At 68.2% G+C, this 20,234-nt stretch carries 16 protein-coding genes; 11 read left to right on the top strand and 5 right to left on the bottom strand.

Going from position 1 to position 20,234, the window contains the following annotated elements:
* Positions 1–54: 54 nt before the first annotated feature.
* The 3 genes from prpC to LMJ29_RS10175 all read right to left on the bottom strand — a co-directional run bounded on the left by prpC (position 55) and on the right by LMJ29_RS10175 (position 2,903).
* Entirely contained in the window at positions 55–1,182 is a 1,128-nt protein-coding gene (prpC, locus tag LMJ29_RS10185; RefSeq protein ID WP_229605411.1) for a bifunctional 2-methylcitrate synthase/citrate synthase, read from the bottom strand.
* 93 nt (positions 1,183–1,275) lie between these two features.
* Positions 1,276–2,184 (bottom strand): methylisocitrate lyase, encoded by a 909-nt coding sequence (gene prpB, locus LMJ29_RS10180; protein WP_229605410.1) that lies wholly within the window; start codon positions 2,182–2,184, stop codon positions 1,276–1,278.
* An 11-nt stretch (positions 2,185–2,195) separates the two neighbouring features.
* Positions 2,196–2,903, bottom strand: a complete 708-nt coding sequence (locus tag LMJ29_RS10175; RefSeq protein ID WP_229605409.1) for a GntR family transcriptional regulator — start codon at positions 2,901–2,903, stop codon at positions 2,196–2,198.
* Positions 2,904–3,188: 285 nt separating this feature from the next.
* Between LMJ29_RS10175 and rloA the strand changes: the two genes are divergently transcribed.
* The 7 genes from rloA to LMJ29_RS10140 all read left to right on the top strand — a co-directional run bounded on the left by rloA (position 3,189) and on the right by LMJ29_RS10140 (position 13,363).
* Complete coding sequence (gene rloA, locus LMJ29_RS10170; protein WP_229605408.1) at positions 3,189–3,725, top strand: retropepsin-like aspartic peptidase RloA; 537 nt, start codon at positions 3,189–3,191, stop codon at positions 3,723–3,725.
* Between the two features lie 5 nt (positions 3,726–3,730).
* Entirely contained in the window at positions 3,731–5,257 is a 1,527-nt protein-coding gene (gene rloB, locus LMJ29_RS10165; RefSeq protein WP_229605407.1) for an osmotic stress tolerance membrane protein RloB, read from the top strand.
* Positions 5,258–5,261: 4 nt separating this feature from the next.
* On the top strand, positions 5,262–6,248 hold the full coding sequence (locus LMJ29_RS10160; protein ID WP_229605406.1) for an alpha-L-glutamate ligase-like protein: 987 nt from the start codon (positions 5,262–5,264) through the stop codon (positions 6,246–6,248).
* Positions 6,249–6,367: 119 nt separating this feature from the next.
* Positions 6,368–7,714: an aminodeoxychorismate synthase component I gene (gene pabB / locus LMJ29_RS10155; protein ID WP_229605405.1), complete on the top strand. Its 1,347-nt coding sequence runs from the start codon at positions 6,368–6,370 to the stop codon at positions 7,712–7,714.
* A 119-nt stretch (positions 7,715–7,833) separates the two neighbouring features.
* Entirely contained in the window at positions 7,834–11,508 is a 3,675-nt protein-coding gene (locus LMJ29_RS10150; protein WP_229605404.1) for an ATP-binding protein, read from the top strand.
* Positions 11,508–12,149 carry a hypothetical protein gene (locus tag LMJ29_RS10145; RefSeq protein ID WP_229605403.1) on the top strand — a complete coding sequence of 214 codons (642 nt, stop codon included), beginning with the start codon at positions 11,508–11,510 and terminating at the stop codon, positions 12,147–12,149. The genes LMJ29_RS10150 and LMJ29_RS10145 overlap by 1 nt, the downstream gene beginning before the upstream one ends.
* Positions 12,146–13,363, top strand: coding sequence for a phosphoenolpyruvate carboxylase (locus LMJ29_RS10140; protein WP_229605402.1), 1,218 nt, complete (start codon positions 12,146–12,148; stop codon positions 13,361–13,363). The genes LMJ29_RS10145 and LMJ29_RS10140 overlap by 4 nt, the downstream gene beginning before the upstream one ends.
* A gap of 185 nt (positions 13,364–13,548) precedes the next feature.
* Here the strand turns inward: LMJ29_RS10140 and thrH are convergent, their stop codons facing one another.
* Positions 13,549–14,166 carry a bifunctional phosphoserine phosphatase/homoserine phosphotransferase ThrH gene (gene thrH / locus LMJ29_RS10135; protein ID WP_229605401.1) on the bottom strand — a complete coding sequence of 206 codons (618 nt, stop codon included), beginning with the start codon at positions 14,164–14,166 and terminating at the stop codon, positions 13,549–13,551.
* Between the two features lie 237 nt (positions 14,167–14,403).
* Between thrH and LMJ29_RS10130 the strand changes: the two genes are divergently transcribed.
* Both LMJ29_RS10130 and LMJ29_RS10125 read left to right on the top strand, forming a co-directional pair.
* Positions 14,404–15,138 (top strand): phosphoadenylyl-sulfate reductase, encoded by a 735-nt coding sequence (locus LMJ29_RS10130; RefSeq protein WP_229605400.1) that lies wholly within the window; start codon positions 14,404–14,406, stop codon positions 15,136–15,138.
* 122 nt (positions 15,139–15,260) lie between these two features.
* Positions 15,261–15,437: a PA1571 family protein gene (locus tag LMJ29_RS10125; RefSeq protein WP_229605399.1), complete on the top strand. Its 177-nt coding sequence runs from the start codon at positions 15,261–15,263 to the stop codon at positions 15,435–15,437.
* 1 nt (position 15,438) lies between these two features.
* Here LMJ29_RS10125 and pdxB read toward each other — a convergent pair whose 3' ends face one another.
* On the bottom strand, positions 15,439–16,581 hold the full coding sequence (gene pdxB, locus LMJ29_RS10120) for a 4-phosphoerythronate dehydrogenase PdxB (protein ID WP_229605398.1): 1,143 nt from the start codon (positions 16,579–16,581) through the stop codon (positions 15,439–15,441).
* Positions 16,582–16,705: 124 nt separating this feature from the next.
* Between pdxB and LMJ29_RS10115 the strand changes: the two genes are divergently transcribed.
* Both LMJ29_RS10115 and LMJ29_RS10110 read left to right on the top strand, forming a co-directional pair.
* Entirely contained in the window at positions 16,706–18,109 is a 1,404-nt protein-coding gene (locus LMJ29_RS10115) for an MATE family efflux transporter (protein ID WP_229605397.1), read from the top strand.
* 172 nt (positions 18,110–18,281) lie between these two features.
* The gene (locus tag LMJ29_RS10110) at positions 18,282–20,189 is read left to right on the top strand and encodes a S8 family serine peptidase (protein WP_229605396.1); all 1,908 of its coding nucleotides are present in this window, start codon (positions 18,282–18,284) and stop codon (positions 20,187–20,189) included.
* Positions 20,190–20,234: the final 45 nt, after the last annotated feature.

Genomic DNA, 20,234 nt, shown 5'->3' with positions numbered 1-20,234 from the left:
GATCGGTAAAGGAACCGGCAGGAGAGCCCCTCGTAAGGGCTCTCCCGTTCCAGATCAGCGCTGCGCCAGCGGCGGCACGGCGCGCGGCTCGACGCCGATGTACTCGGCGCTCGGGCGGATGATGCGGTTGTTGGCGCGCTGCTCGAACACGTGGGACGCCCAGCCGGTGACCCGCGAGCAGACGAAGATCGGGGTGAACAGCTTGGTCGGGATGCCCATGAAGTTGTAGGCGGACGCATGGTAGAAGTCGGCGTTGGGGAACAGCTTCTTCTGCTCCCACATCACCTTGTCGATGGCCTCGGACACCGGGAACAGCACGGTGTCGCCCACTTCCTCGGCGAGCTGCTTGGACCAGCCCTTGATCACCTCGTTGCGCGGATCGGAGACGCTGTAGATCGCGTGGCCGAAGCCCATGATCTTGTCCTTGCGCGCCAGCATGGCCAGGGTGCCTGCGGTGGCTTCCTCGGGCGAGGCGAACTTCTCGATCATCTCCATGGCCGCCTCGTTGGCGCCGCCGTGCAGCGGGCCGCGCAGCGAGCCGATGGCGCCGGTGATGCAGGAGTACAGGTCCGACAGGGTCGAGGCACACACGCGCGCGGTGAAGGTCGAGGCGTTGAACTCGTGCTCGGCGTAGAGGATCAGCGACACGTTCATCACCTTGCGGTGCAGTTCGCTGGGCTTCTTGTCGTGCAGCAGGGCGAGGAAGTGACCGCCGAGGTCGGCTTCGTCGGTGACGCAGTTGATGCGCACACCCTGGTGGGAGAAGCGGTACCAGTAGCACATGATCGCCGGGAAGGCGGCGAGCAGACGGTCGGCGATGTCGCGCTGCGCATCGAAGCTGGCTTCGGGCTCCAGGTTGCCGAGCATCGAGCAACCGGTGCGCATCACATCCATCGGATGGGCGTCGGCCGGGATGCGCTCGAGCACTTCCTTCAGTGCCTGGGGCAGGTCGCGCAGGCCCTTGAGGCGGGTCTGGTAGGCGTCGAGCTGGGCCACGGTGGGCAGCTCGCCGTAGAGCAGCAGGTAGGCGACTTCCTCGAACAGGCAGTCCTTGGCCAGCTCGCGCACATCGTAGCCGCGGTAGGTCAGGCCGGCGCCTTCCTTGCCAACGGTGGACAGAGAGGTCTGCCCGGCGATCTGACCACGCAGACCGGCGCCACTCAGTACTTTTGCTTCAGCCATTGCGTTGTTCCTCTTATTGAATTTTTAGGCGGATACAGCAACCAACATCGAGAGTCTCAATCGGGAGACTCCAATCCTTCCATGCGGCTTTAGTTAGCATTCCCGCGGCTGGATCTTTTCCTGCTTCTTCTGCGCGAACAGCTCGTCGAGCTTGTCCTCGTAGGCGTGGTAGCCGAGGTATTTGTACAGATCGGCACGGGTCTGCATGAGCTCCACCACGTTCTTCTGGGTGCCCTGCTCGCGGATCGCCTGGTAGACCTTCAGCGCCGCGGCGTTCATCGCCCGGTAGGCGCCGCAGCAGTACAGCACCATGTCGACATCGACCGAGGCCAGCTCGTCGCAGGTGAACAGCGGGGTGTGGCCGAACTCGGTGATGTTGGCGAGGATCGGCACGTTCACCGCGGCGCGGAACTGCTTGTACATCGGCAGTTCGGTCATCGCCTCGGGGAAGATCATGTCGGCGCCGGCCTCGACGTAGGCGCAGGCGCGGTCGATGGCGGCCTGCAGGCCCTCGCCGGCCAGCGCGTCGGTGCGCGCCATGATCACGAAGCTGTCGTCCTGGCGGGCGTCGACGGCGGCCTTGATGCGGTCGACCATCTCCTCGGTGCTCACCACTTCCTTGCCCGGACGGTGGCCGCAGCGCTTGGTGCCGACCTGGTCCTCGATGTGCACGGCGGCCACGCCGACCTTCTCGAACGAGCGGATGGTGCGGGCGATGTTGAAGGCGCCGCCCCAGCCGGTGTCGATGTCCACCAGCACCGGCAGGGTGGTGGCGTCGGTCAGGCGACGGGCATCGGTCAGCACGTCTTCCATGGTGCTGATGCCCAGATCCGGGATGCCCAGCGAGTTGGCGGCCACGCCGCCGCCGGAGATGTACAGCGCCTTGAAGCCGGTGGCCTCGGCCATGCGCCCCGCGTAGGCGGTGATGGCACCGACGATCTGCAGCGGATTCTCGTTGGCGACGGCGTCGCGGAACTTCTGGCCGGGAGTCTTCTGGGTCATGGCAAACCTCGTTACTTGGCGTTCTTGTTGGAAGCGTCGCGGTAGTGACGCTCGACATTGCGCTTGGATGCCGCGATATGGCGGCGCATCAGCAGCTCGGCCAGTTCGCCGTCACGGTCGGCGATGGCATCGAGAATGCGGTGGTGCTCGGCGAAGGCCTGGCGCGGCCGGTTCGGCGTGGCGGAAAACTGGATGCGGTACATGCGCACCAGCTGGTACAGCTCGTTGCACAGCAGGTTGCTGAGGGTGCGATTGCCGCTGCCTTGGATGATCCGGTAGTGGAAGTCGAAGTCGCCTTCCTGCTGGTAGTAGCCGCGACCGGCCTTGAACGCCTCGTCGCGCTCGTGGGTTTCCAGCACCCGACGCAGCTCGTCGATCTCCGCCTCGGTCATGCGCTCGGCGGCCAGCCGGCAGGCCATGCCTTCCAGCGATTCGCGGATCTCGTACAGCTCGAGCAGCTCCACGGGGCTGAGCGATACCACCCGCGCACCGGCGTGGGGCACGCGCACCAGCAGGCGCTGGCCCTCCAGACGGCGGATCGCCTCGCGCAGCGGACCACGGCTGATGCCGTAGGCGCGGGCCAGCTCCGGTTCGGAAATCTTGCTGCCGGGGGCGATCTCGCCGCGCACGATGGCAGCCTGGATACGCCGGAACACATGATCGGAGAGGGTGGCGGATTCGTCGTCTGCGACCAAGGGTTCTTCCAGCATTTGAGTCATGATTGTCGACACTTGGATGACACCGATGGGGAAAAGCTAGGGCAAAGCCACTTACGTGTCAAACACCCTTAGACGATTGTCGACAATCGGAGGAACTGCGGACACCCGTCACAGTTCTGCCCATCCAGCCCGCCAGACCCCGCCGGGAGGCCGGCGCAGAGGCCTCCGTTGTCGCCGGCCCACCACCTGCGTGCTAGAATGCCGGCCGCCCGAGCGGCAGTGGCCTCGATTCCTGCGCCTCCGCCGCCTCCTTCAAGCTCCACTACGCCTCATCACCCAGGACCCATGAGACTCAAGCCCACCGTCTTGCTACTCAGCCTGCTGATGCCGTGCGGCCACGGCTTTGCCGCCGAAAAGACCGTCTACGGCCTCCATGAATACGTGCGCCTGCAGGAGCTCGATACCGTTCTGCCGGCCAAGCTCGACACCGGCGCCAAGACCGCCTCGCTGAGCGCGCGCAACATCAAGCGCTTCAAGCGCGAAGGGGAAACCTGGGTGCGCTTCAACCTGGGCACCGACGCCGAGGGCGCCGAGCCGATCGAGAAGCCGCTGGCGCGGATCAGCAAGATCAAGCGCCGCCATGGCGACTTCGATCCCGACGAGGGCAAGACCTACACTGCAAGGCCTGTGATCGAACTGGATGTCTGCATGGGCAACACGCGACGCACCATCGAAGTGAACCTTACCGACCGCAGCGCTTTCCAATACCCGCTACTGATCGGCTCCGACGCGCTCAAGCGCCTTGGCGCCCTGGTAGATCCAAGCCTCAAGTACGCAGCCGGCAAGCCCGCCTGCACCAACGTTGCACATTCGAACGAGTAAACTCGATGCGCTCTCTGACACTGCACCTGAAAGTCCTCATCGCCATATTGGTGAGCCTGGGCGTGGCGATCACCGCCTACCAGATTTTCGTTCTCGGCATCCCGGTCACCGAGGCGGAAACGGACAACGTCTGGAACATCGACGCCAAGGTCGAGTTCCAGGCCAATCCGCGCAACCCGGTCAAGGTGCAGATGTTCGTGCCGCCGCTGGGCCAGGACTTCGTCAGCCTCAACGAGAGCTTCATCTCCAACAACTACGGCGTGAGCGTCAACAACGTCGACGGCAACCGCCGGGTGACCTGGTCGGCGCGCCGCGCCGAAGGCCCGCAGACCCTCTACTACCGCATGGCCTTGACCCAGCGCTACACCAAGGACAAGCCCAAGGAAGAAGGCCCGATCTACCGCGAGAGCCTGCCGCTGGCCGGTCCCGAGCAGATCGCCGCCGAAGCCCTGCTGGCGCCCATCCGCCAGCACTCGGCCGACGTCGAGACCTTCATCAGCGAGACCATCAAGCGCGTCAACAACCTGGGTGACGACAACGTCAAGCTGCTGCTCGCCGGCGACACCTCGATCACCAACCGCGCCCGCATCATCGACCTGCTGCTGTCCATCGCCCACGTGCCGCTGGAGAAGGTCCACACCATCCGCCTGCTCGAAAACCAGGCGCAGAGCCCGGAACTCTGGCTGCGCAGCTTCAACGGCGAGAACTGGCTGTACTTCAACCCCGACAACGGCCAGCAGGGCCTGCCGCGCGACCGCCTGATCTGGTGGCTGGGCGACGGCGAGCTGATCAACGTCGACGGCGGCAAGCAGGCCCAGGTCAACTTCACCCTCAACACCAGCGAGCTGAACGCCATCCGCCTGGCCAAGCAGTCCGACGAATCGGCCGACGCCGGCTTCCTCGAGTACTCGCTGTACGGCCTGCCGCTGCAGACCCAGCAGACCTACCAGATCATGATCATGATCCCGATCGGCGTGCTGGTGATCCTGATCCTGCGCAACCTCGGCGGCCTGCAGACCCTCGGCACCTTCACCCCGGTGCTGATCGCCCTGGCCTTCCGCGAGACCCAGCTGGGCTTCGGCATCGTGCTGTTCACCCTCATCACCGCGCTGGGCCTGTCGCTGCGCTCCTACCTCGAGCACCTCAAGCTGCAGATGCTGCCGCGCCTGTCGGTGGTGCTGACCTTCGTGGTGGTGCTGATCGCGGTGATCAGCCTGTTCAGCCACAAGCTCGGCCTCGAGCGCGGCCTGTCGGTGGCGCTGTTCCCGATGGTGATCCTGACCATGACCATCGAGCGCCTGTCGATCACCTGGGAAGAGCGCGGCGGCGGCCATGCCTTCAAGGTCGCCGTCGGCACCCTGGTCGCCGCCACCCTGGCGCACCTGCTGATGAGCATTCCGCAGCTGACCTACTTCATCTTCACCTTCCCGGCGGTGCTGCTGATCCTGGTGGGCTTCATGCTGGCGATGGGTCGCTACCGCGGCTACCGCCTGACCGAGCTGTTCCGTTTCAAAGCCTTCCTGAAGGATTGAGCCCATGTTCGGTCTGATCAAGACGTGGAAAGCCCTGGAAGCCAAGGGCATCATGGGCATCAACCGGCGCAACGCGGACTACGTGCTGAAGTACAACAAGCGCAGTCTGTACCCGGTGGTGGACGACAAGATCCTCACCAAGGAACGCGCCATCAAGGCCGGCATCCACGTGCCGGAGATGTACGGCATCATCTCCACCGAGAAGGAGATCGAGAACCTCGACCAGATCATCGGCGAGCACAACGACTTCGTGATCAAGCCGGCGCAGGGCGCCGGCGGCGACGGCATCCTGGTGATCGCCGACCGCTTCGAGGGCCGCTTCAAGACCGTCTCGGGCAAGATCGTCAGCCGCGACGAGATCGAGCAGCAGCTGTCCAGCATCCTCTCCGGCCTCTACTCGCTGGGCGGCGGCCGCGACCGGGCGCTGATCGAGTACCGGGTGACCCCGGACCCGATCTTCAAGAGCATCAGCTACGAGGGCGTGCCGGACATCCGCATCATCGTGCTGATGGGCTATCCGGTGATGGCCATGCTGCGCCTGCCGACCCGCCAGTCCAACGGCAAGGCCAACCTGCACCAGGGCGCCATCGGCGTCGGCGTCGACCTGGCCACCGGCCTCACCCTGCGCGGCACCTGGCTGAACAACCGGATCACCAAGCATCCGGACACCGCCAACGCGGTGGACGGCGTGCAGCTGCCCAACTGGGACGGTTTCATGAAGCTGGCCGCCGGTTGCTACGAGCTGTGCGGGCTGGGCTACATCGGCGTGGACATGGTGCTCGACGTCGACAAGGGCCCCTTGATCCTCGAACTCAACGCACGTCCCGGCCTGAACATCCAGATCGCCAACGACTGCGGCCTGACCCACCGCGCCCACGCCGTGGAAGCGCGCCTGGAGGAGCTCAAGGCCAAGGGCATCCAGGAAACCCCCGAGCAGCGCGTGCGCTTCTCCCAGGAGCTGTTCGGCCACGTCAAGCCGGTCGAGCTGTGACACCGCGGCGGGCGCCCGCCGGCGCCCGCTTTCTCCTCGCCGACAAGCCGCATCCGTGCCTCTAGGCTCGGACTTTGCAGCGCACTAGAATTCCTGCTTGCACTTGTCCGAGCTTCGCCATGCCCACCTGCTGCATCCATCCCCTGCCCTACCATCCCGATCCGCGCGCGCGCTTCGCCCTGCTGCACCAGGCGCCGGGCGCCTGCCTGCTGGACGGCGGCCGGCCGCATGCCGAGCGCAGCCGCTTCGACCTGTTCAGCGCCTGGCCCGAGCAGTGCCTGCAGCCCGAGGCCGGCGAGGACGGCCGCACCTTCTTCGCCCGCTGCCAGGCAGCGCTCGCGCAGCTGGGCCGCGCCGAGGCCCCGGCGGGCGTCGAGCTGCCCTTCACCGGCGGTCTGCTCGGCTACCTCGGCTACGACTTCGGCCGCCGCCTGGAACGCCTGCCGGAGCAGGCCGCCGACGACCTCGCCCTGCCGGACGCCGCCCTCGGCGTCTACGCCTGGGCGCTGGTCAGCGACCACCACAGGCAAACCTCGCAGCTGGTCTTCCATCCCAGCCTGGCCGCGGAACGCCGCGCCGCGCTGATCGCCCTGTTCGACGAAGCCGCCGCCCCGCCCGTCGAGCCGTTCCGCCTCACCCGGCGCTTCGCCGCCGACCTCGAGGCCGCGCAGTACCGCGCCGCCATCGAACAGATCCAGCGCTACATCCTCGCCGGCGACTGCTACCAGGTGAACTACGCCCAGCGCTTCCAGGCGCCCTGCGCCGGCGATCCGTGGGGTGCCTACCAGACGCTGCGCACGGCCTGCCCGACGCCCTTCGCCGGCTATCTGGCGGTCGACGGCGGCGCCATTCTCAGCCTGTCGCCGGAACGCTTCATCCGTGTGCACGGCGGCCAGGTGGAGACCCGGCCGATCAAGGGCACCCGCCCGCGCGGAGCGACGCCCGACGAGGATCGCGCGCTGGCCGAGGAGCTGCTGGCCAGTCGCAAGGACCGCGCCGAGAACCTGATGATCGTCGACCTGCTGCGCAACGACCTGGGGCGCAGCTGCCGCACCGGTACGGTGCGCGTGCCGGAACTCTTCGCCCTGGAAAGCTATCCCAATGTCCACCACCTGGTGAGCAGCGTGACCGGCGAGCTGGCCGACGGCCTCGACGCCTTCGACCTGCTGGTCGGCAGTTTCCCCGGCGGTTCGATCACCGGCGCGCCGAAGATCCGCGCCATGCAGATCATCGACGAGCTGGAGCCGACGCGCCGTTCGATCTACTGCGGCTCGCTGCTCTACCTCGACTGCCGCGGCGAGATGGACAGCTCGATCTGCATCCGCACCCTGCTGGTCCGGGACGGCCGCGCCAGCTGCTGGGGCGGTGGCGGCATCGTCATGGACTCCGACTGGCAGGCCGAGTACCAGGAGTCGCTGACCAAGGTGCGCGTGCTCCTGGAAACCCTGAACGCCACCTGCGCCTGAGCCGCACGAAACGCTGACCTGGCGCCGGACAGTCCGCGGCGCCTCACCTACACTGCGCGCCTGCCACACGCGCCTGTTACCCGCGTCTGCCGCATCTTTTCGCAATCCAGAGGATCTACATGCCCAGCCTCAATCGCCTCATCCTGATCAACACCCACCTCGCGGGCGTGGTCGAGCTGGTCGTGGACGACCACACCAACATCTGCGGCACCAACGCCTCCGGCAAGACCACCCTGCAGCGCCTGGTGCCGGTGTTCTACGGCGAATACCCGAGCCGCGTGGTGCCGGCCACCCGCGACAGCTTCGAGCGCTGGTATCTGCCCACCGAGCAGAGCTTCATCGTTTACGAATACCGGCGCATGGACGGCGAAGCCTGCCAGGCGATCCTCGCCGCCAGCAGCGACGGCCGCGGCGTCGACTACCGCCTGGCGCACAAGGCCTTCGAGCTGGACGACTACATCAGGAGCCGCCAGGGCGATGTCGTGGTCTGCCGGAGCATGGCCGAGCTGGGCCGCCACTTCCGCCAGAGCGGGGTGGCGGTCAGCAACCAGCTGAACACCCGCCAGTACCGCGCGATCATCCAGAACGACCGCAGCCTGCTCGCCGCCGACAGCCAGCGCGGCGAACTGCGCCAGCTGGCCCGGCAGTTCTCGCTGTGCGGCGGCGAGCACAGCCTGCGCCACATCGAGAAGCTGGTGCGCGCCGTGCACTCGCGCGAGGGCAAGATGGAGACGGTCAAGTCGATGGTCGCCGCCATTCTCGAGGAGGATGGCGTGGCGCCGCCGACCACCGGCCTCAGCCCGCAGAAGGTCGAGGACTGGATCCGCGACAGCCAGCTGATCCAGGGCTTCGCCGCGCTGCGTCCGCAGTTCGCCCGCCTGGAGCACGACTTCGCCGAACTGCAGGCCGGCGAGACGCGCCTGGCCGGCCTGCTGCAGGCCTTCCAGACCGACCAGCCGCTGCTGTTTGCCCGCCAGGAGCAGCTGCGCCTCGCCCTCGAGCAGAGCGGCTTCGAACTCAAGCTGCTGGAGGACGACTGGAAGGACCAGCGCGACGAGCTGAGCCTCGAGCTGTCGCAGGTCCAGGCGCGCATCGAGAGTGCGGAAACCCAGCTCGAGCACATCGAGGAGCAGTACCAGCAGTACCTCGACGCCGACATCGACCAGGCCAAGGCCGACCTCGAGAAGCTCGACGGCTGGCGCCTGGAGCTGGACAACCACAAGGAACGCCTGCGCCTGCTCACCGAGCAGCACGCCGACGTGCAGAACGCCTACCTGGAGCGCAAGCAGATCGTCCAGGAGCGCCAGCAGGAGGCCCTCGACCGCCTGCACGAGCAGGAGAGCCGGGTGCGCGACGAACTGGCCGAGCGCAACCAGCAGAAACACGAGGCCCTCGCCCAGCTCGACCGCGCCTTCGCCAATCGCCGTCAGGAGGCGGAAAGCGCCAGCCGCGAGCGCCGCCACGCCCTCGAACTGGAGAAGAGCCGCCAGGAACAGCTGATCGCCAGCCTCGCCTACAGCGAGGAGGAGGCGCTGAGCCTGGAGATCCTCGACCGCCGCCTGGAGGAGGCCGACGAGCAGCGCGACGCAGCCGCCCAGCAGCTGGAGAGCCTGTCCCAGCAGGAGCGCCTGCGGCTGCGCCAGCGCGAGGAGGCCGCCCAGCAGCTCGCCCAGGCCAGCCGTCGGGTCGGCGAACGCCAGCGCGAGCTGGACGACGCCGAGCGCCTGCTCTACCCCGGCCAGCACAGCCTGCTGGAATTCCTGCGCCGCGAGCAGCCGGGCTGGGAGCAGAGCCTCGGCAAGGTCATCGAGCCCAGCCTGCTGCAGCGCAGCGACCTCAAGCCGGCCCTCAGCGCGGCGCCGGCCGACAGCCTGTACGGCGTGCAGCTCGACCTCGCCGCGCTGGCCACCCCTGAGCACGCCGCCGGCGAGGCGGAACTGCGCCACCGCGTGCAGCTGGCCGGCGACAACCTGCAGGACGCCCGCAACCAGCAGGAGCAGGTGGAGCACCAGCTGGGCGAGCACGGCGCCGCGCTGGAGGAGCTGAACACCCGCCTGGTGGTGGCGCGCACCGCTCTGCAGACCGCCAAGGACAACCGCCAGCGCCTCAAGGAGGAACGCGCCGCGCTCAAGGAACGCCTCGACGCCGCGCTCGCCGAGCGCCGCCAGGCCGCGCGCCAGCAGCTCGCCGGCCTCGATGCCGCCCTCGCCCAGCTCAAGCTGGAGCACGCCGGCCTGCTGGAGGAGCTGGACAGCCAGCACCGCGAGGCGCGCCTGGACACCAGCGCGCACTGGCAGCAGGTGATCGGTGATCTGGAACAGCGTCTGGCCCAGCTGCGCGGCCAGCTGGAGGAGCAGCGCGCCCGGGGCAAGGCCGAGCTGGCCGCCTGCGAAAGCTGGTACCGCAACGAACTGAAGTCGCGTGGCGTCGACGAGGCGCAGCTGATCCAGCTGAAGAGCGGCATCCGCGAGCGCGAGCAGCGCATCCGCGAGACCGAGGCGCGCCGCGCCGAGGTGCACCGCTTTGATGAGTGGTACGCGGTCACCTGGCTCAAGCGCAAGCCGCAGCTGCAAGAGGACCTGATCGAGCGCAAGCGCGAGGCCACCGACCTCAGGCTGCGCCTGGACACCGCCACCCAGGCCTTCAAGAGCCGCCGCGACGCGCTCGAGCAGCAGCGCCGCCAGGCCCTGCAGGCCCAGGGCCAGGTATCCGAGCAGCTCGACAGCCTCAAGGCCCTGCTCAAGCGTCTCGGCGAGCTCAAGCTGCCGCGCGACGGCCAGACGCCGGCCGGCGAGCTGGACGAGCGCCTGCGCCTGGCCCAGGAGCTGCTGCACGGCCGCGAGAACCTGCTCGCCGCCATCAAGCAGCACGTCGAGCGCTTCGACAGCCTGATCGCCGGCAAGGCCGGCTCCAGCCTGACCGAGACCTGGGAGCGCAGCCGCGAGGAGTGCAGCCTGGTCAGCGAACGCGGCGTGCCGACCCTCGACTACCGCCGCCTGGTGCCGGCGCTGGCCCAGCTGCTCAACGTGCTGGTGCCGCAGAGCATCACCGCACTGCGCGAGCAGGGGCGGATCTTCGGCAAGGACCTGTTCGACTACTTCGCCGTGCTCGCCGACATCGACCAGCGCATCGCCAGCCAGAGCGCGCGGATCACCCGCGAGGTCGGCGAGGAGCTGTTCCTCGACGGCGTGTCCAACTCGGCGGTGACCATCCGCTCGAAGATCACCGAACTGGAGTTCTGGCCCGAGCTGCGCGCCTTCGTCGCCGCCTACCGCGAATGGGAGGACAGCGGCTTCGGCGAGCTGCCCGGCGAGGACTACACCGGCAGCATGCGCCGCGCCCTCGAAGTGCTCGGCCGCTCGGCGCTGACCAGCGGCATCGCCGGCCTCCTGGAGATCGAGCTGCGCCTGCGCGAGGGCAACAGCGACCTGGTGATCCGCACCGACCGCCAGCTCAACGAGTCGTCCAGCCACGGCATGGCCTACCTGATCCTCTGCAAGTTCCTGCTCGCCTTCACCCGCCTGCTGCGCGGCCGCGCCCCGGCGACCATCCACTGGCCGATCGACGAGCTGGGCACCCTGCACCACAGCAACGTGAAGAAGATCTTCGACGCCTGCGCCAGCAACGCCATCCGCATCCTCGGCGCCTTCCCCAACCCGGATTCCGAGGTGCTGGCGCTGTTCAAGAACCGCTACATCGTCGACAAGCAGAGCCGCCGGCTGCAGGTGGTCAAGCCGCGCCTGGACGTGATCGGCGAACGCCTGAAAGCCCGCCTGAGCGAGGAGACCGTCTGATGCTGTCGAACAAGGGCAAGGTCATCGAGCGCCTGCTGCAGGGCGCCTTCATCTGCCGCACCAGCGACGAGGAAGGCTGGCGCTTTTTGAAGAATCCGGCCAACCGCGAGCAGGTCGACGACTACCTGGCCACCCTCAACCGCAGCGTGGCCACGGTCGGCGCCGGCAGCGAGGCCGAGGTGTTCTACTGCGCCTATCGCCAGCTCGGCGAAGCCGAGCGGCGGGTGGTCGCCCAGCAGTTCCGCGACGTATGCAACGCCCTCACCCCGCTGGTCGAGTGGCTGCTGCTGGTCCAGCAGGCCGGCGCCCAGGATGCGCCGCTCACCGAGGGCAGTCCGATCCGCCTCAACGAGCTGCAGAGCATCGTCGAGGACACCCCGGCATTCCGCGAGCAGCTGGCGCGCATCAGCCACTACCGGCTGTTCGGCTCGACCAGCGCCAGCGTCGACGCGCAGATCAAGCAGGTGTTCAAGCGCCTGTGCGAGCTCGGCTACCTGCTGCGCCCCAACCCGGAGAAGCAGATCTACCTCGGCACCGGCAAGCTGGACTACCTGTACGAGGTGATCCGCTTCATCGACGAGGCCGAAGGCCTGTCGCTCGAGGAGCGCGCCGAGCTGGCCAGCCAGGGGAGCCTGCTGTGAGCGGCAACCTGCACCAGGCCGGCGTGCGCTTCCTGCGCCAGCTGGGCCGCCACGCCGAGACCATCATGGACGCCTACCTGGCCGGTGCGGTCGGCGACGACGCCCTCGAGCCCGGCGTGCAGGAGCGCCTGGTCAAGGACGGCGTGCTCTACCGCCCGGAGCCGGGCGCCGACCTGCACCTGCGCCGGGTGGTGCGCGCGCTGCTCGAGGAGGCGCTCAGGGACGACCGCAACCGGCAGATCGACGCCAACACCGGCACTACCCTGGCCACCTTCAAGACCCTCGCCGCCCACTACAAGGAGGCGCGCCACCAGGGCGACTTCGCCGCCGCCGACGCCTACCTGGCCGACCTGCGCGAGCACGTCTACAGCTTCTGCGAGGGCCTCGGCCACAGCGTGCGGGTGCTGTGGGGGCGGATCAACAACGAGTTCGGCTACGTCGGCAGCCTCGGCGCCAAGATCCGCGAGAACGAGCTGGCCCAGGCCCAGGTCAGCGAGCTGCTGGCCGGCCTCGAACTGATCGACTTCAGCGAACTGGCGGAAACCGCCGGCGAACTGCGCGAACTGCGCCGCCTGCTGGTCACCCGCCTGCAACGCCAGGTCAGCGGCTGCTGCCAGGAGCTGGGCGTGGTGCAGGGCCGCCTGCTCGAACTGCTCGGCCGCTTCCGCAAGATCCAGGGCCGCACCCGCCTGCTGCGCGGCTGGCTGCTGCACGCCGAACAGCAGCCCGACTACCGCCCGGGCAGCCACACCGCGCGGCCCGAAATGCCGCAGCTGCTCAACCTCGCCGAGGCGCTGATCGCCCCGGCGGCGGCGAACCTCCACGACAGCGGCCAGGAAGCCGAGCTGCTCGCCCTCGCCGCGCAGATCCGCGCCCAGCGCGAGGAACGCCCGGCGACGGCGCCGGCCGAGGCCGGCGAGCTGACCCTCGGCGCGGTGGAAAGCTTCGAGGTGCAGCCCAGTCCGATCCAGCTCGCCGTGCAGGAGTACCTGTGCGCGGTGATCGAGAGCGGCCGGCCGGTGTCGGCGCTGACCTGGTGGCGCGAGCGCGAGCTGCCCTGGGATCCGGAGACCTGGCTGTACCAGGTGATCGGCGGCTACGAGGCGCTGCCCGACGAACAGCGCGCCTGCTTCCAGCTCGACCCCGACGGCGAGCCGCACCCGGTGTTTTCCGGCAACTTCATCGTGCAGGATCTATCGCTGTGGCTGGCCTAGGCAAGGATGGCTTCACCGCCGGCGCTGGGCGCGGCGCCCGTCTGGAGTTCAACGCTACTGACTGACGCGATCCAGTTGGCCTGAGCAGGGAGGCGAAGAGGAAATACCACTGAACCTGAGGCTCGCCCGAAAACGCCGAGGCCCGCACATGGCGGGCCTCGGTCGCTACAACGACAGCGCAGCGCTTACAGGCTCAGCTCGCGGTTGGACGCCTTGATGAACTCGCGCTTGAGGTCTTCGTAGGTGTGCACCGCCGGGAATTGCGGGAACTCGCGGATCACGTTGTCCGGCGCGTGGAACAGGATGCCGGCGTGTGCCTCGGAGAGCATGGTGGTGTCGTTGTACGAGTCGCCGGCGGCGATCACGCGGTAGTACAGGCTCTTCAGGGCGATCACCGACTGGCGCTTGGGATCCTTCTGGCGCAGCTGGTAGTCCACCACGCGGTCGGTGTCGTCGGTGATCAGGCGGTGGCACAGCAGGGTCGGGAAGCCGAGCTGACGCATCAGCGGCTGGGAGAACTCGTAGAAGGTGTCGGAGAGGATCACCACCTGGAAGCGCTCGCGCAGCCAGTCGACGAACTCCACCGCGCCGTCCAGCGGCTTGAGGGTGGCGATCACTTCCTGGATGTCGCGCAGCTTGAGGCCGTGCTCGTCGAGGATGCGCATGCGCTGCTTCATCAGCACGTCGTAGTCGGGAATGTCGCGGGTGGTCGCCTTGAGCGCGTCGATTCCGGTTTTTTCGGCGAAGGCGATCCAGATTTCCGGGACCAGTACGCCCTCGAGATCAAGGCAGGCGATTTCCACAGGGCACTCCTCAATTATTCGGCCAAGAAAGGAGGCGGCACTCTAGCGACTTGGCCGCCGGGGCGCAACGCGGCACTCGTCGACGCGCCGCCGCGCGTGGGGCCGGCAGTGCGCCGAGCGCGGGCTCCATATTCCATTCTTGCGGCTGAATATCGTAATTTGGTTATTTCTACGCATAAACGCCGAGCTGTTACCATCGCGCCACGCAATACGCCCACGAATCTACCGGACACCCCGATGAGCCAGACCTTCGATGTTGCCGCCCTGGCGGCCGCCTATGCCGACAAATCCCCGCAGGAGGTGCTCAAGCTCGCCTTCGAACACTTTGGCGACGATCTGTGGATCTCCTTCAGCGGCGCCGAGGACGTGGTGCTGGTGGACATGGCCTGGAAGCTGAACAAGAACGTCAAGGTGTTCAGCCTCGACACCGGCCGCCTGCACGCGCAGACCTATCGCTTCATCGAGCAGGTACGCGAGCACTACGGCATCGCCATCGAGGTGCTCTCTCCCGATCCGCGCCTGCTCGAGCCGCTGGTGCGCGAGAAGGGCCTGTTCAGCTTCTACAAGGACGGCCACGGCGAATGCTGCGGCATCCGCAAGATCGAGCCGCTCAAGCGCAAGCTGGCCGGCGTGAACGCCTGGGCCACCGGCCAGCGCCGCGACCAGAGCCCCGGCACCCGCGGCAAGGTCGCCGTGCTGGAACTGGACGGCGCCTTCTCCACCGCCGAGAAGCCGCTGTACAAGTTCAATCCGCTGGCCAACATGACCAGCGAGGAGGTGTGGGGCTACATCCGCATGCTGGAGATTCCCTACAACCCGCTGCACGAGCAGGGCTACATCAGCATCGGCTGCGAACCCTGCACCCGTCCGGTGCTGCCCAACCAGCACGAGCGCGAGGGCCGCTGGTGGTGGGAAGAGGCGACTCACAAGGAGTGCGGCCTGCACGCCGGCAACCTGATCGCCAAGAACTGATCCGCTCCAGCCAAGGCCCGACCGCCCCCGGCGACCGGGCCTTGTCACGTCTGGCGACTGTCATCCGCGCTTAACCCGGCGCGCCTAGACTGCCTGCAACAGGCAGATCAGGAGCGACCGCCATGCACCCGCAACAACCCACCGAACTCCGCCGCGAGCGCACCGTGCAGCAGCTGCGCCATGCCCATCTGGGCGCGATCATCGACGCGCAGGGCCGGGAAGTCCCCATCACCGAACGGATGATCCTGCAGGCCTGCCGCCAGCTCGAGAAGCAGGCGCGCCAGCGCCGCTTCTGCTGAGTCAGTCCAGCTTCACCCCCAGCGCCGCCAGCAGGCGGCGCAGGTCCGGCGCAGCCGCCGGCACCCGTACCGTCAGCCCCGGCAGCTCGCGGCGCGGCGGGTAGTGCTTGCGCAGGGCGTCGAAGCCGGCGCGGCGCGCCTCGGCATCGCCCAGCAGGCTGCGCCGGAAGGCGGCATCGTCGCCGCGCGGGTCGTAGACCGCGCGGCACACGGTGGCCAGCGCCCAGGCCGGATCGGTCTGCTCGTGCAGGCTCAGTTCGCCCAGCCAGGCCGGCGGCAGCAGTTGGTCCAGGCCGACCGTGGGAGCGATGCCCTGCCACGCGCAGAACGCCCGGTAGATCTGCTCGGTGCCGCGCAGCTTGCCATCCAGGCTGTAGCCGGCGATATGCGGGGTGGCCAGCAGGCACAGCGCGGCCAGGTCGGGATCGACCTGCGGCTCGCCCTCCCAGACGTCCAGCACCACCTCGAGATCAACGCCGGCCAGCAGGTGCGCCTTGAGCGCCGCGTTGTCGATCACCGCGCCGCGGCTGGCGTTGATCAGCCAGCAGCCGGGTTTCAGGCGCGCCAGGCGCTCGCCATCCAGCAGGTGCCAGGTGGCGTCGTCGCCCTCGCGGGTCAGCGGCGTGTGCAGGCTGATCACGTCGCAGCGTTGCAGGATTTCCTCGAGGTCGACGAAATCGCCGCCCTCGCGCGCCTGGCGCGGCGGATCGCAGACCAGCACCTGCCAGCCCAGGCCGCGCAGCACCTCGACCAGCCGTCCGCCGACCTGGCCGGCGCCGACCACCCCGTAGGTCCGCTGGGTCAGCTCGGCGCCGCGCCGCTCGGCGAGCGCGAACAGCGCGCCCAGCACGTAGTCGACCACTCCGCGGGCGTTGCAGCCCGGCGCGCTGGACCAGGCGATGCCGGCCTCGGCGAACCAGTCGAGGTCCAGGTGGTCGGTGCCGATGGTGCAGGTGCCGACGAATTTCACCGCGCTGCCCTCCAGCAGCGCGCGGTCGACCCGGGTCACCGAGCGCACCAGCAGCGCGTCGGCGTCCATCACCGCGGCGCGGTCGATGGCGCGGCCGGCCTGGCGGCGGATCGTGCCGAAGGAGGCGAAGAAGGGGTCGAGCAGCGGAATGTTTTCGTCGGCCAGCAGGCGCATGGGGAGGTCCAAGGAAGATCGTCGAGTGGCGCCACTTTACCCGATCAGCGGATTCGACGCGGCCCCTAACTGGCACCATTTCGGTGCACAGCGTAGACTGGCGCGCTGTTTGTCGAGGTCCACGATGTCCTTCCCGCCTGCTCTCGCCGCCCCCTCCCGCTTCCAGCGCAGTCTCGATGAAGTCAAGGCCCTGCTCGCCCTGGCCGGGCCGATCATCGTCGCCCAGCTGGCCAATACCGCCATGGGCTTCGTCGACGCCCTGATGGCCGGCCGGGTCGGCCCGCGCGACCTGGCCGCGGTGGCGCTGGGCAACTCGATCTGGATCCCGGTGCTGTTGCTGATGAACGGCATCCTGATGGCCACCACCGCCAAGGTGGCGCGCAAGGTCGGCGCCGGCACCTACGCGCTGATCGGCCCGCTGGTCCGCCAGGCGCTGTGGCTGGGCCTGGCCATCGGCCTGCTGGCCACCGCCCTGCTGATGAGCGCCGAGCCGGTGCTGGTGCTGATGCAGGTCGAAGATTCGCTGCGCACCACCACCATGGGTTATCTGCAGGCGATAGCGCTGGGCTTCCCGGCGCTGGCGCTGTACCAGGTGCTGCGCGGCTTCAGCGATGGCCTGGGCAGTACCCGGCCGAGCATGGTGATCGGCATCGTCGGCCTGCTGCTGAACATCCCGGCCAACTACGTGCTGATCTACGGCAAGTTCGGCCTGCCGGCGCTGGGCGGGGTCGGCTGCGGCTGGGCCACCGCCCTGGTGATGTACTTCATGTTCGCCGCCATGCTGTGGTGGGTGCACTGGGCGCCGGCCTACCGCTCCAGCCGGTTGTTCGAACACCTGGAGCTGCCGCACTGGCCGGCGATCCGCGAGCTGCTGGCCATCGGCCTGCCGATCGGCGTGGCCATCTTCGCCGAGGCGAGCATCTTTTCGGTGATCGCTCTGCTGATCGGCAGCCTGGGCGCCAGCGTGGTGGCCGGCCACCAGGTCGCCCTGAACTTCTCGTCGATGGTGTTCATGATTCCCTACTCCCTGGCGATGGCCGCCACGGTGCGGGTCGGCCAGGCGCTGGGCCGCGGCGCACCGCGCGATGCGCGCTTTTCCGCCGGGGTGGCGATGGCCACCGCACTGGCCTACGCGTGCTGCTCGGCCAGCCTGATCGTGCTGCTGCGCGGCGATATCGCCCGCCTGTACACCCCGGACGCCGAGGTGGTGGCGGTGGCCGGCGCGCTGCTGGTGTATTCGGCGCTGTTCCAGTTCTCCGACGCCATCCAGGTCACCGCCGCCGGCGCGCTGCGTGGCTACCAGGACACCCGGGCGACCATGCTGATCACCCTGCTGGCCTACTGGGGCATCGGCCTGCCGATCGGCTACGGCCTCGGTCTCAGCGGCCTGTTCGGCTCGCCGAGCGGCCCGGCCGGGCTCTGGCAGGGGCTGGTGGTGGGGCTGAGCTGCGCCGCGCTGCTGCTCGGTGTGCGCCTGCAGCGCAGCGCGCGGCGGCACATCCACCTGGTGCGTCTGACAACTCCCTGAAACACCGGTACTGCCGGCTGTCAGATCGGCATGACAGCGCAACATCAGCATTACGAACACCCCAGTGGCCTCACCTAACCTGAAGGCGTCCCCCGCTCGCGTGGCGGACGCCTTGCCGCGTTCCATGCCGTCGTAACGGGCCCGACCATCCCACCCCACGGGAGGGCGTTTCGTGAACCCCCTACGGACACTGTCGATCGTCCTGGCGCTGCTGCTGGGCGCCAGCAACCTCTTCGCCGCGCCGCCGGCCCCCGCCCAGCTCGACCTCCCCCGCTACGCGCCCGACCGCGTGCTGGTCAAGTTCAAGCCCGGCACCGCCGCCAGCGAAATCGCCGCCGATCATCGCAACGCCCGGGCGACCCTGCTGCGCGAGCTGCCGGAGATCGGCGTGCAGGTCATGCAGGTGCCGACCGGCACGGTCGAGGCGAGCATCGCAGCCTATCGGGGCAACCCCAACGTGCTGTACGCCGAGCCCGACTATTACCGCCTGCTGCGGATACCGCGCGAAGAGCCCGGGCCCACCCTGGCAGGCGGTGCCGACTACTTCGCCGAGCAGTGGTATCTGCACAACAGCGGGCAGAACCACATGTTCGTCAACCAGACGATCCTCGGCGCGAGCCTCGAGGTCACCAGCGGCACGCCCAACGCCGACATCAACGCCCCGGAGGCCTGGGACCTGAGCATCGGCAAGAGCGGTGACCTGACCGCCTACGACAAGCCGAAGGTCGCTGTGCTCGACAGCGGCGCCGACTGCAGCATCCCCGACCTGCTCGGCAAGTGCCTGGAGCAAGTCAACCTGGTGGGCGCCGCCCCTGGCTCCGGTCTGGACACCTGTGCGGCCAACGCGCCGGCCTGCGACAACTATGGCCACGGCACCTTCGTCGCCGGCGAGGCGGTCGCCAACACCAACAACAGCGAAGGCGTCGCCGGGGTCGGCTGGAACACCGGCGCCGGCATATTCAAGGTTTGCTATCTGGAGTTGGTGACCGACGGGTTTTTCCTCTACGAAGTCGGCCTGTGCCCGGTCTCCGGATCGAGCACCGCGATCCTCCAGGCCTCCGCCGACCAATACGCCAACGGCAACTTGGTTCGCAGCCAATACCAGGTCATCACCATGAGCTACGCCAGCGACCTGATCGACCCGGTCAGCGGCGAGATCACCCAGACCGACGCCTCCAGCGCCGAGTGCGAAGCCATCGCGGTCGCCCGCGACCGCGGCGTGCTGGTGATCGCCGCCGCCGGCAACAACGGCGATACGACGCGCACCTACCCGGCGGCCTGCACCGACGCACAGGGCAAGTCGACCGTGCTGTCGGTCGCCGCCTCCAACCATGAGGACGATCGGGCCAGCTTCTCGACCTACAGCCGCGCCACCGACCACTGGGTGTCGCTGGCGGCGCCGGGGCAGGACATCATCGGCATCCTGCCCAGTGCCAACTGCGGCCTGCCCGACGCCAGCGACAGTTGCGTGGACTGGTGGAGCGGCACCTCGATGGCCGCACCTCTGGTTGCCGGCGCTGCCGCACTGGTGTGGGACGACCTGTACACGCGCCTGCCGAGCGGCGCGTCACGTGCCGCGGCCAGCTGCCGCTACGCCGACATGCCTTGCAACCACGCGGTGCGCCTGCGTCTGGAGCAGAACGCCGCCAAGGTCGGCGCCAACGCCCAGAACCTTTTGAGCTGGACGGCCAACGGCCGGCTCGACCTGGCCGCCGCACTGCGCAACGACATCAGCACGACGGGCGGCGGGGGAACGCCGCCGGTAGCTGCCTTCAGCTATAGCTGCATGGGTCTGGTCTGCGCCTTCACCGCCGCGGGCAGCGGCGAAGGCACCCTGAGCTATCGCTGGCAGTGGGGCGACAGTTCGGCCGACGGCGCGGGGACCGCTCCCGGCCACACCTATGCGGCCACGGGGATCTACACGGTGACCCAGACAATCACGACCGCCAACGGTAGCGCCGCTGTCAGCGCCAGCCTGAATCTCAAGGCCGGCAAGCGGACGGTCAGCGGCAGCGTCAGCAGTGCCACCGGCGGTTCGGGTGGAGGCGGCGGGTGCAGCCATCCCAAGGGCAAGTGCTGAATTCCCGCGAAAAGAAAAGGCGCCAACGGCGCCTTTTCTTTTGCT

The sequence above is a fragment of the Pseudomonas oryzagri genome, from assembly GCF_020831405.1.
Taxonomy (GTDB): domain Bacteria; phylum Pseudomonadota; class Gammaproteobacteria; order Pseudomonadales; family Pseudomonadaceae; genus Geopseudomonas; species Geopseudomonas oryzagri.
The sequence above is the reverse complement of the archived record's forward strand: the minus strand, read 5'-3'. Positions and strand labels throughout refer to the sequence as shown.

Bases quoted from the DNA above. Each gene is read 5' to 3' on its own strand.
- prpC (WP_229605411.1), bottom strand. From the start codon at position 1,182: ATGGCTGAAGCAAAAGTACTGAGTGGCGCCGGTCTGCGTGGTCAGATC.
- prpB (WP_229605410.1), bottom strand. From the start codon at position 2,184: ATGACCCAGAAGACTCCCGGCCAGAAGTTCCGCGACGCCGTCGCCAAC.
- LMJ29_RS10175 (WP_229605409.1), bottom strand. From the start codon at position 2,903: ATGACTCAAATGCTGGAAGAACCCTTGGTCGCAGACGACGAATCCGCC.
- rloA (WP_229605408.1), top strand. From the start codon at position 3,189: ATGAGACTCAAGCCCACCGTCTTGCTACTCAGCCTGCTGATGCCGTGC.
- rloB (WP_229605407.1), top strand. From the start codon at position 3,731: ATGCGCTCTCTGACACTGCACCTGAAAGTCCTCATCGCCATATTGGTG.
- LMJ29_RS10160 (WP_229605406.1), top strand. From the start codon at position 5,262: ATGTTCGGTCTGATCAAGACGTGGAAAGCCCTGGAAGCCAAGGGCATC.
- pabB (WP_229605405.1), top strand. From the start codon at position 6,368: ATGCCCACCTGCTGCATCCATCCCCTGCCCTACCATCCCGATCCGCGC.
- LMJ29_RS10150 (WP_229605404.1), top strand. From the start codon at position 7,834: ATGCCCAGCCTCAATCGCCTCATCCTGATCAACACCCACCTCGCGGGC.
- LMJ29_RS10145 (WP_229605403.1), top strand. From the start codon at position 11,508: ATGCTGTCGAACAAGGGCAAGGTCATCGAGCGCCTGCTGCAGGGCGCC.
- LMJ29_RS10130 (WP_229605400.1), top strand. From the start codon at position 14,404: ATGAGCCAGACCTTCGATGTTGCCGCCCTGGCGGCCGCCTATGCCGAC.
- LMJ29_RS10125 (WP_229605399.1), top strand. From the start codon at position 15,261: ATGCACCCGCAACAACCCACCGAACTCCGCCGCGAGCGCACCGTGCAG.
- pdxB (WP_229605398.1), bottom strand. From the start codon at position 16,581: ATGCGCCTGCTGGCCGACGAAAACATTCCGCTGCTCGACCCCTTCTTC.
- LMJ29_RS10115 (WP_229605397.1), top strand. From the start codon at position 16,706: ATGTCCTTCCCGCCTGCTCTCGCCGCCCCCTCCCGCTTCCAGCGCAGT.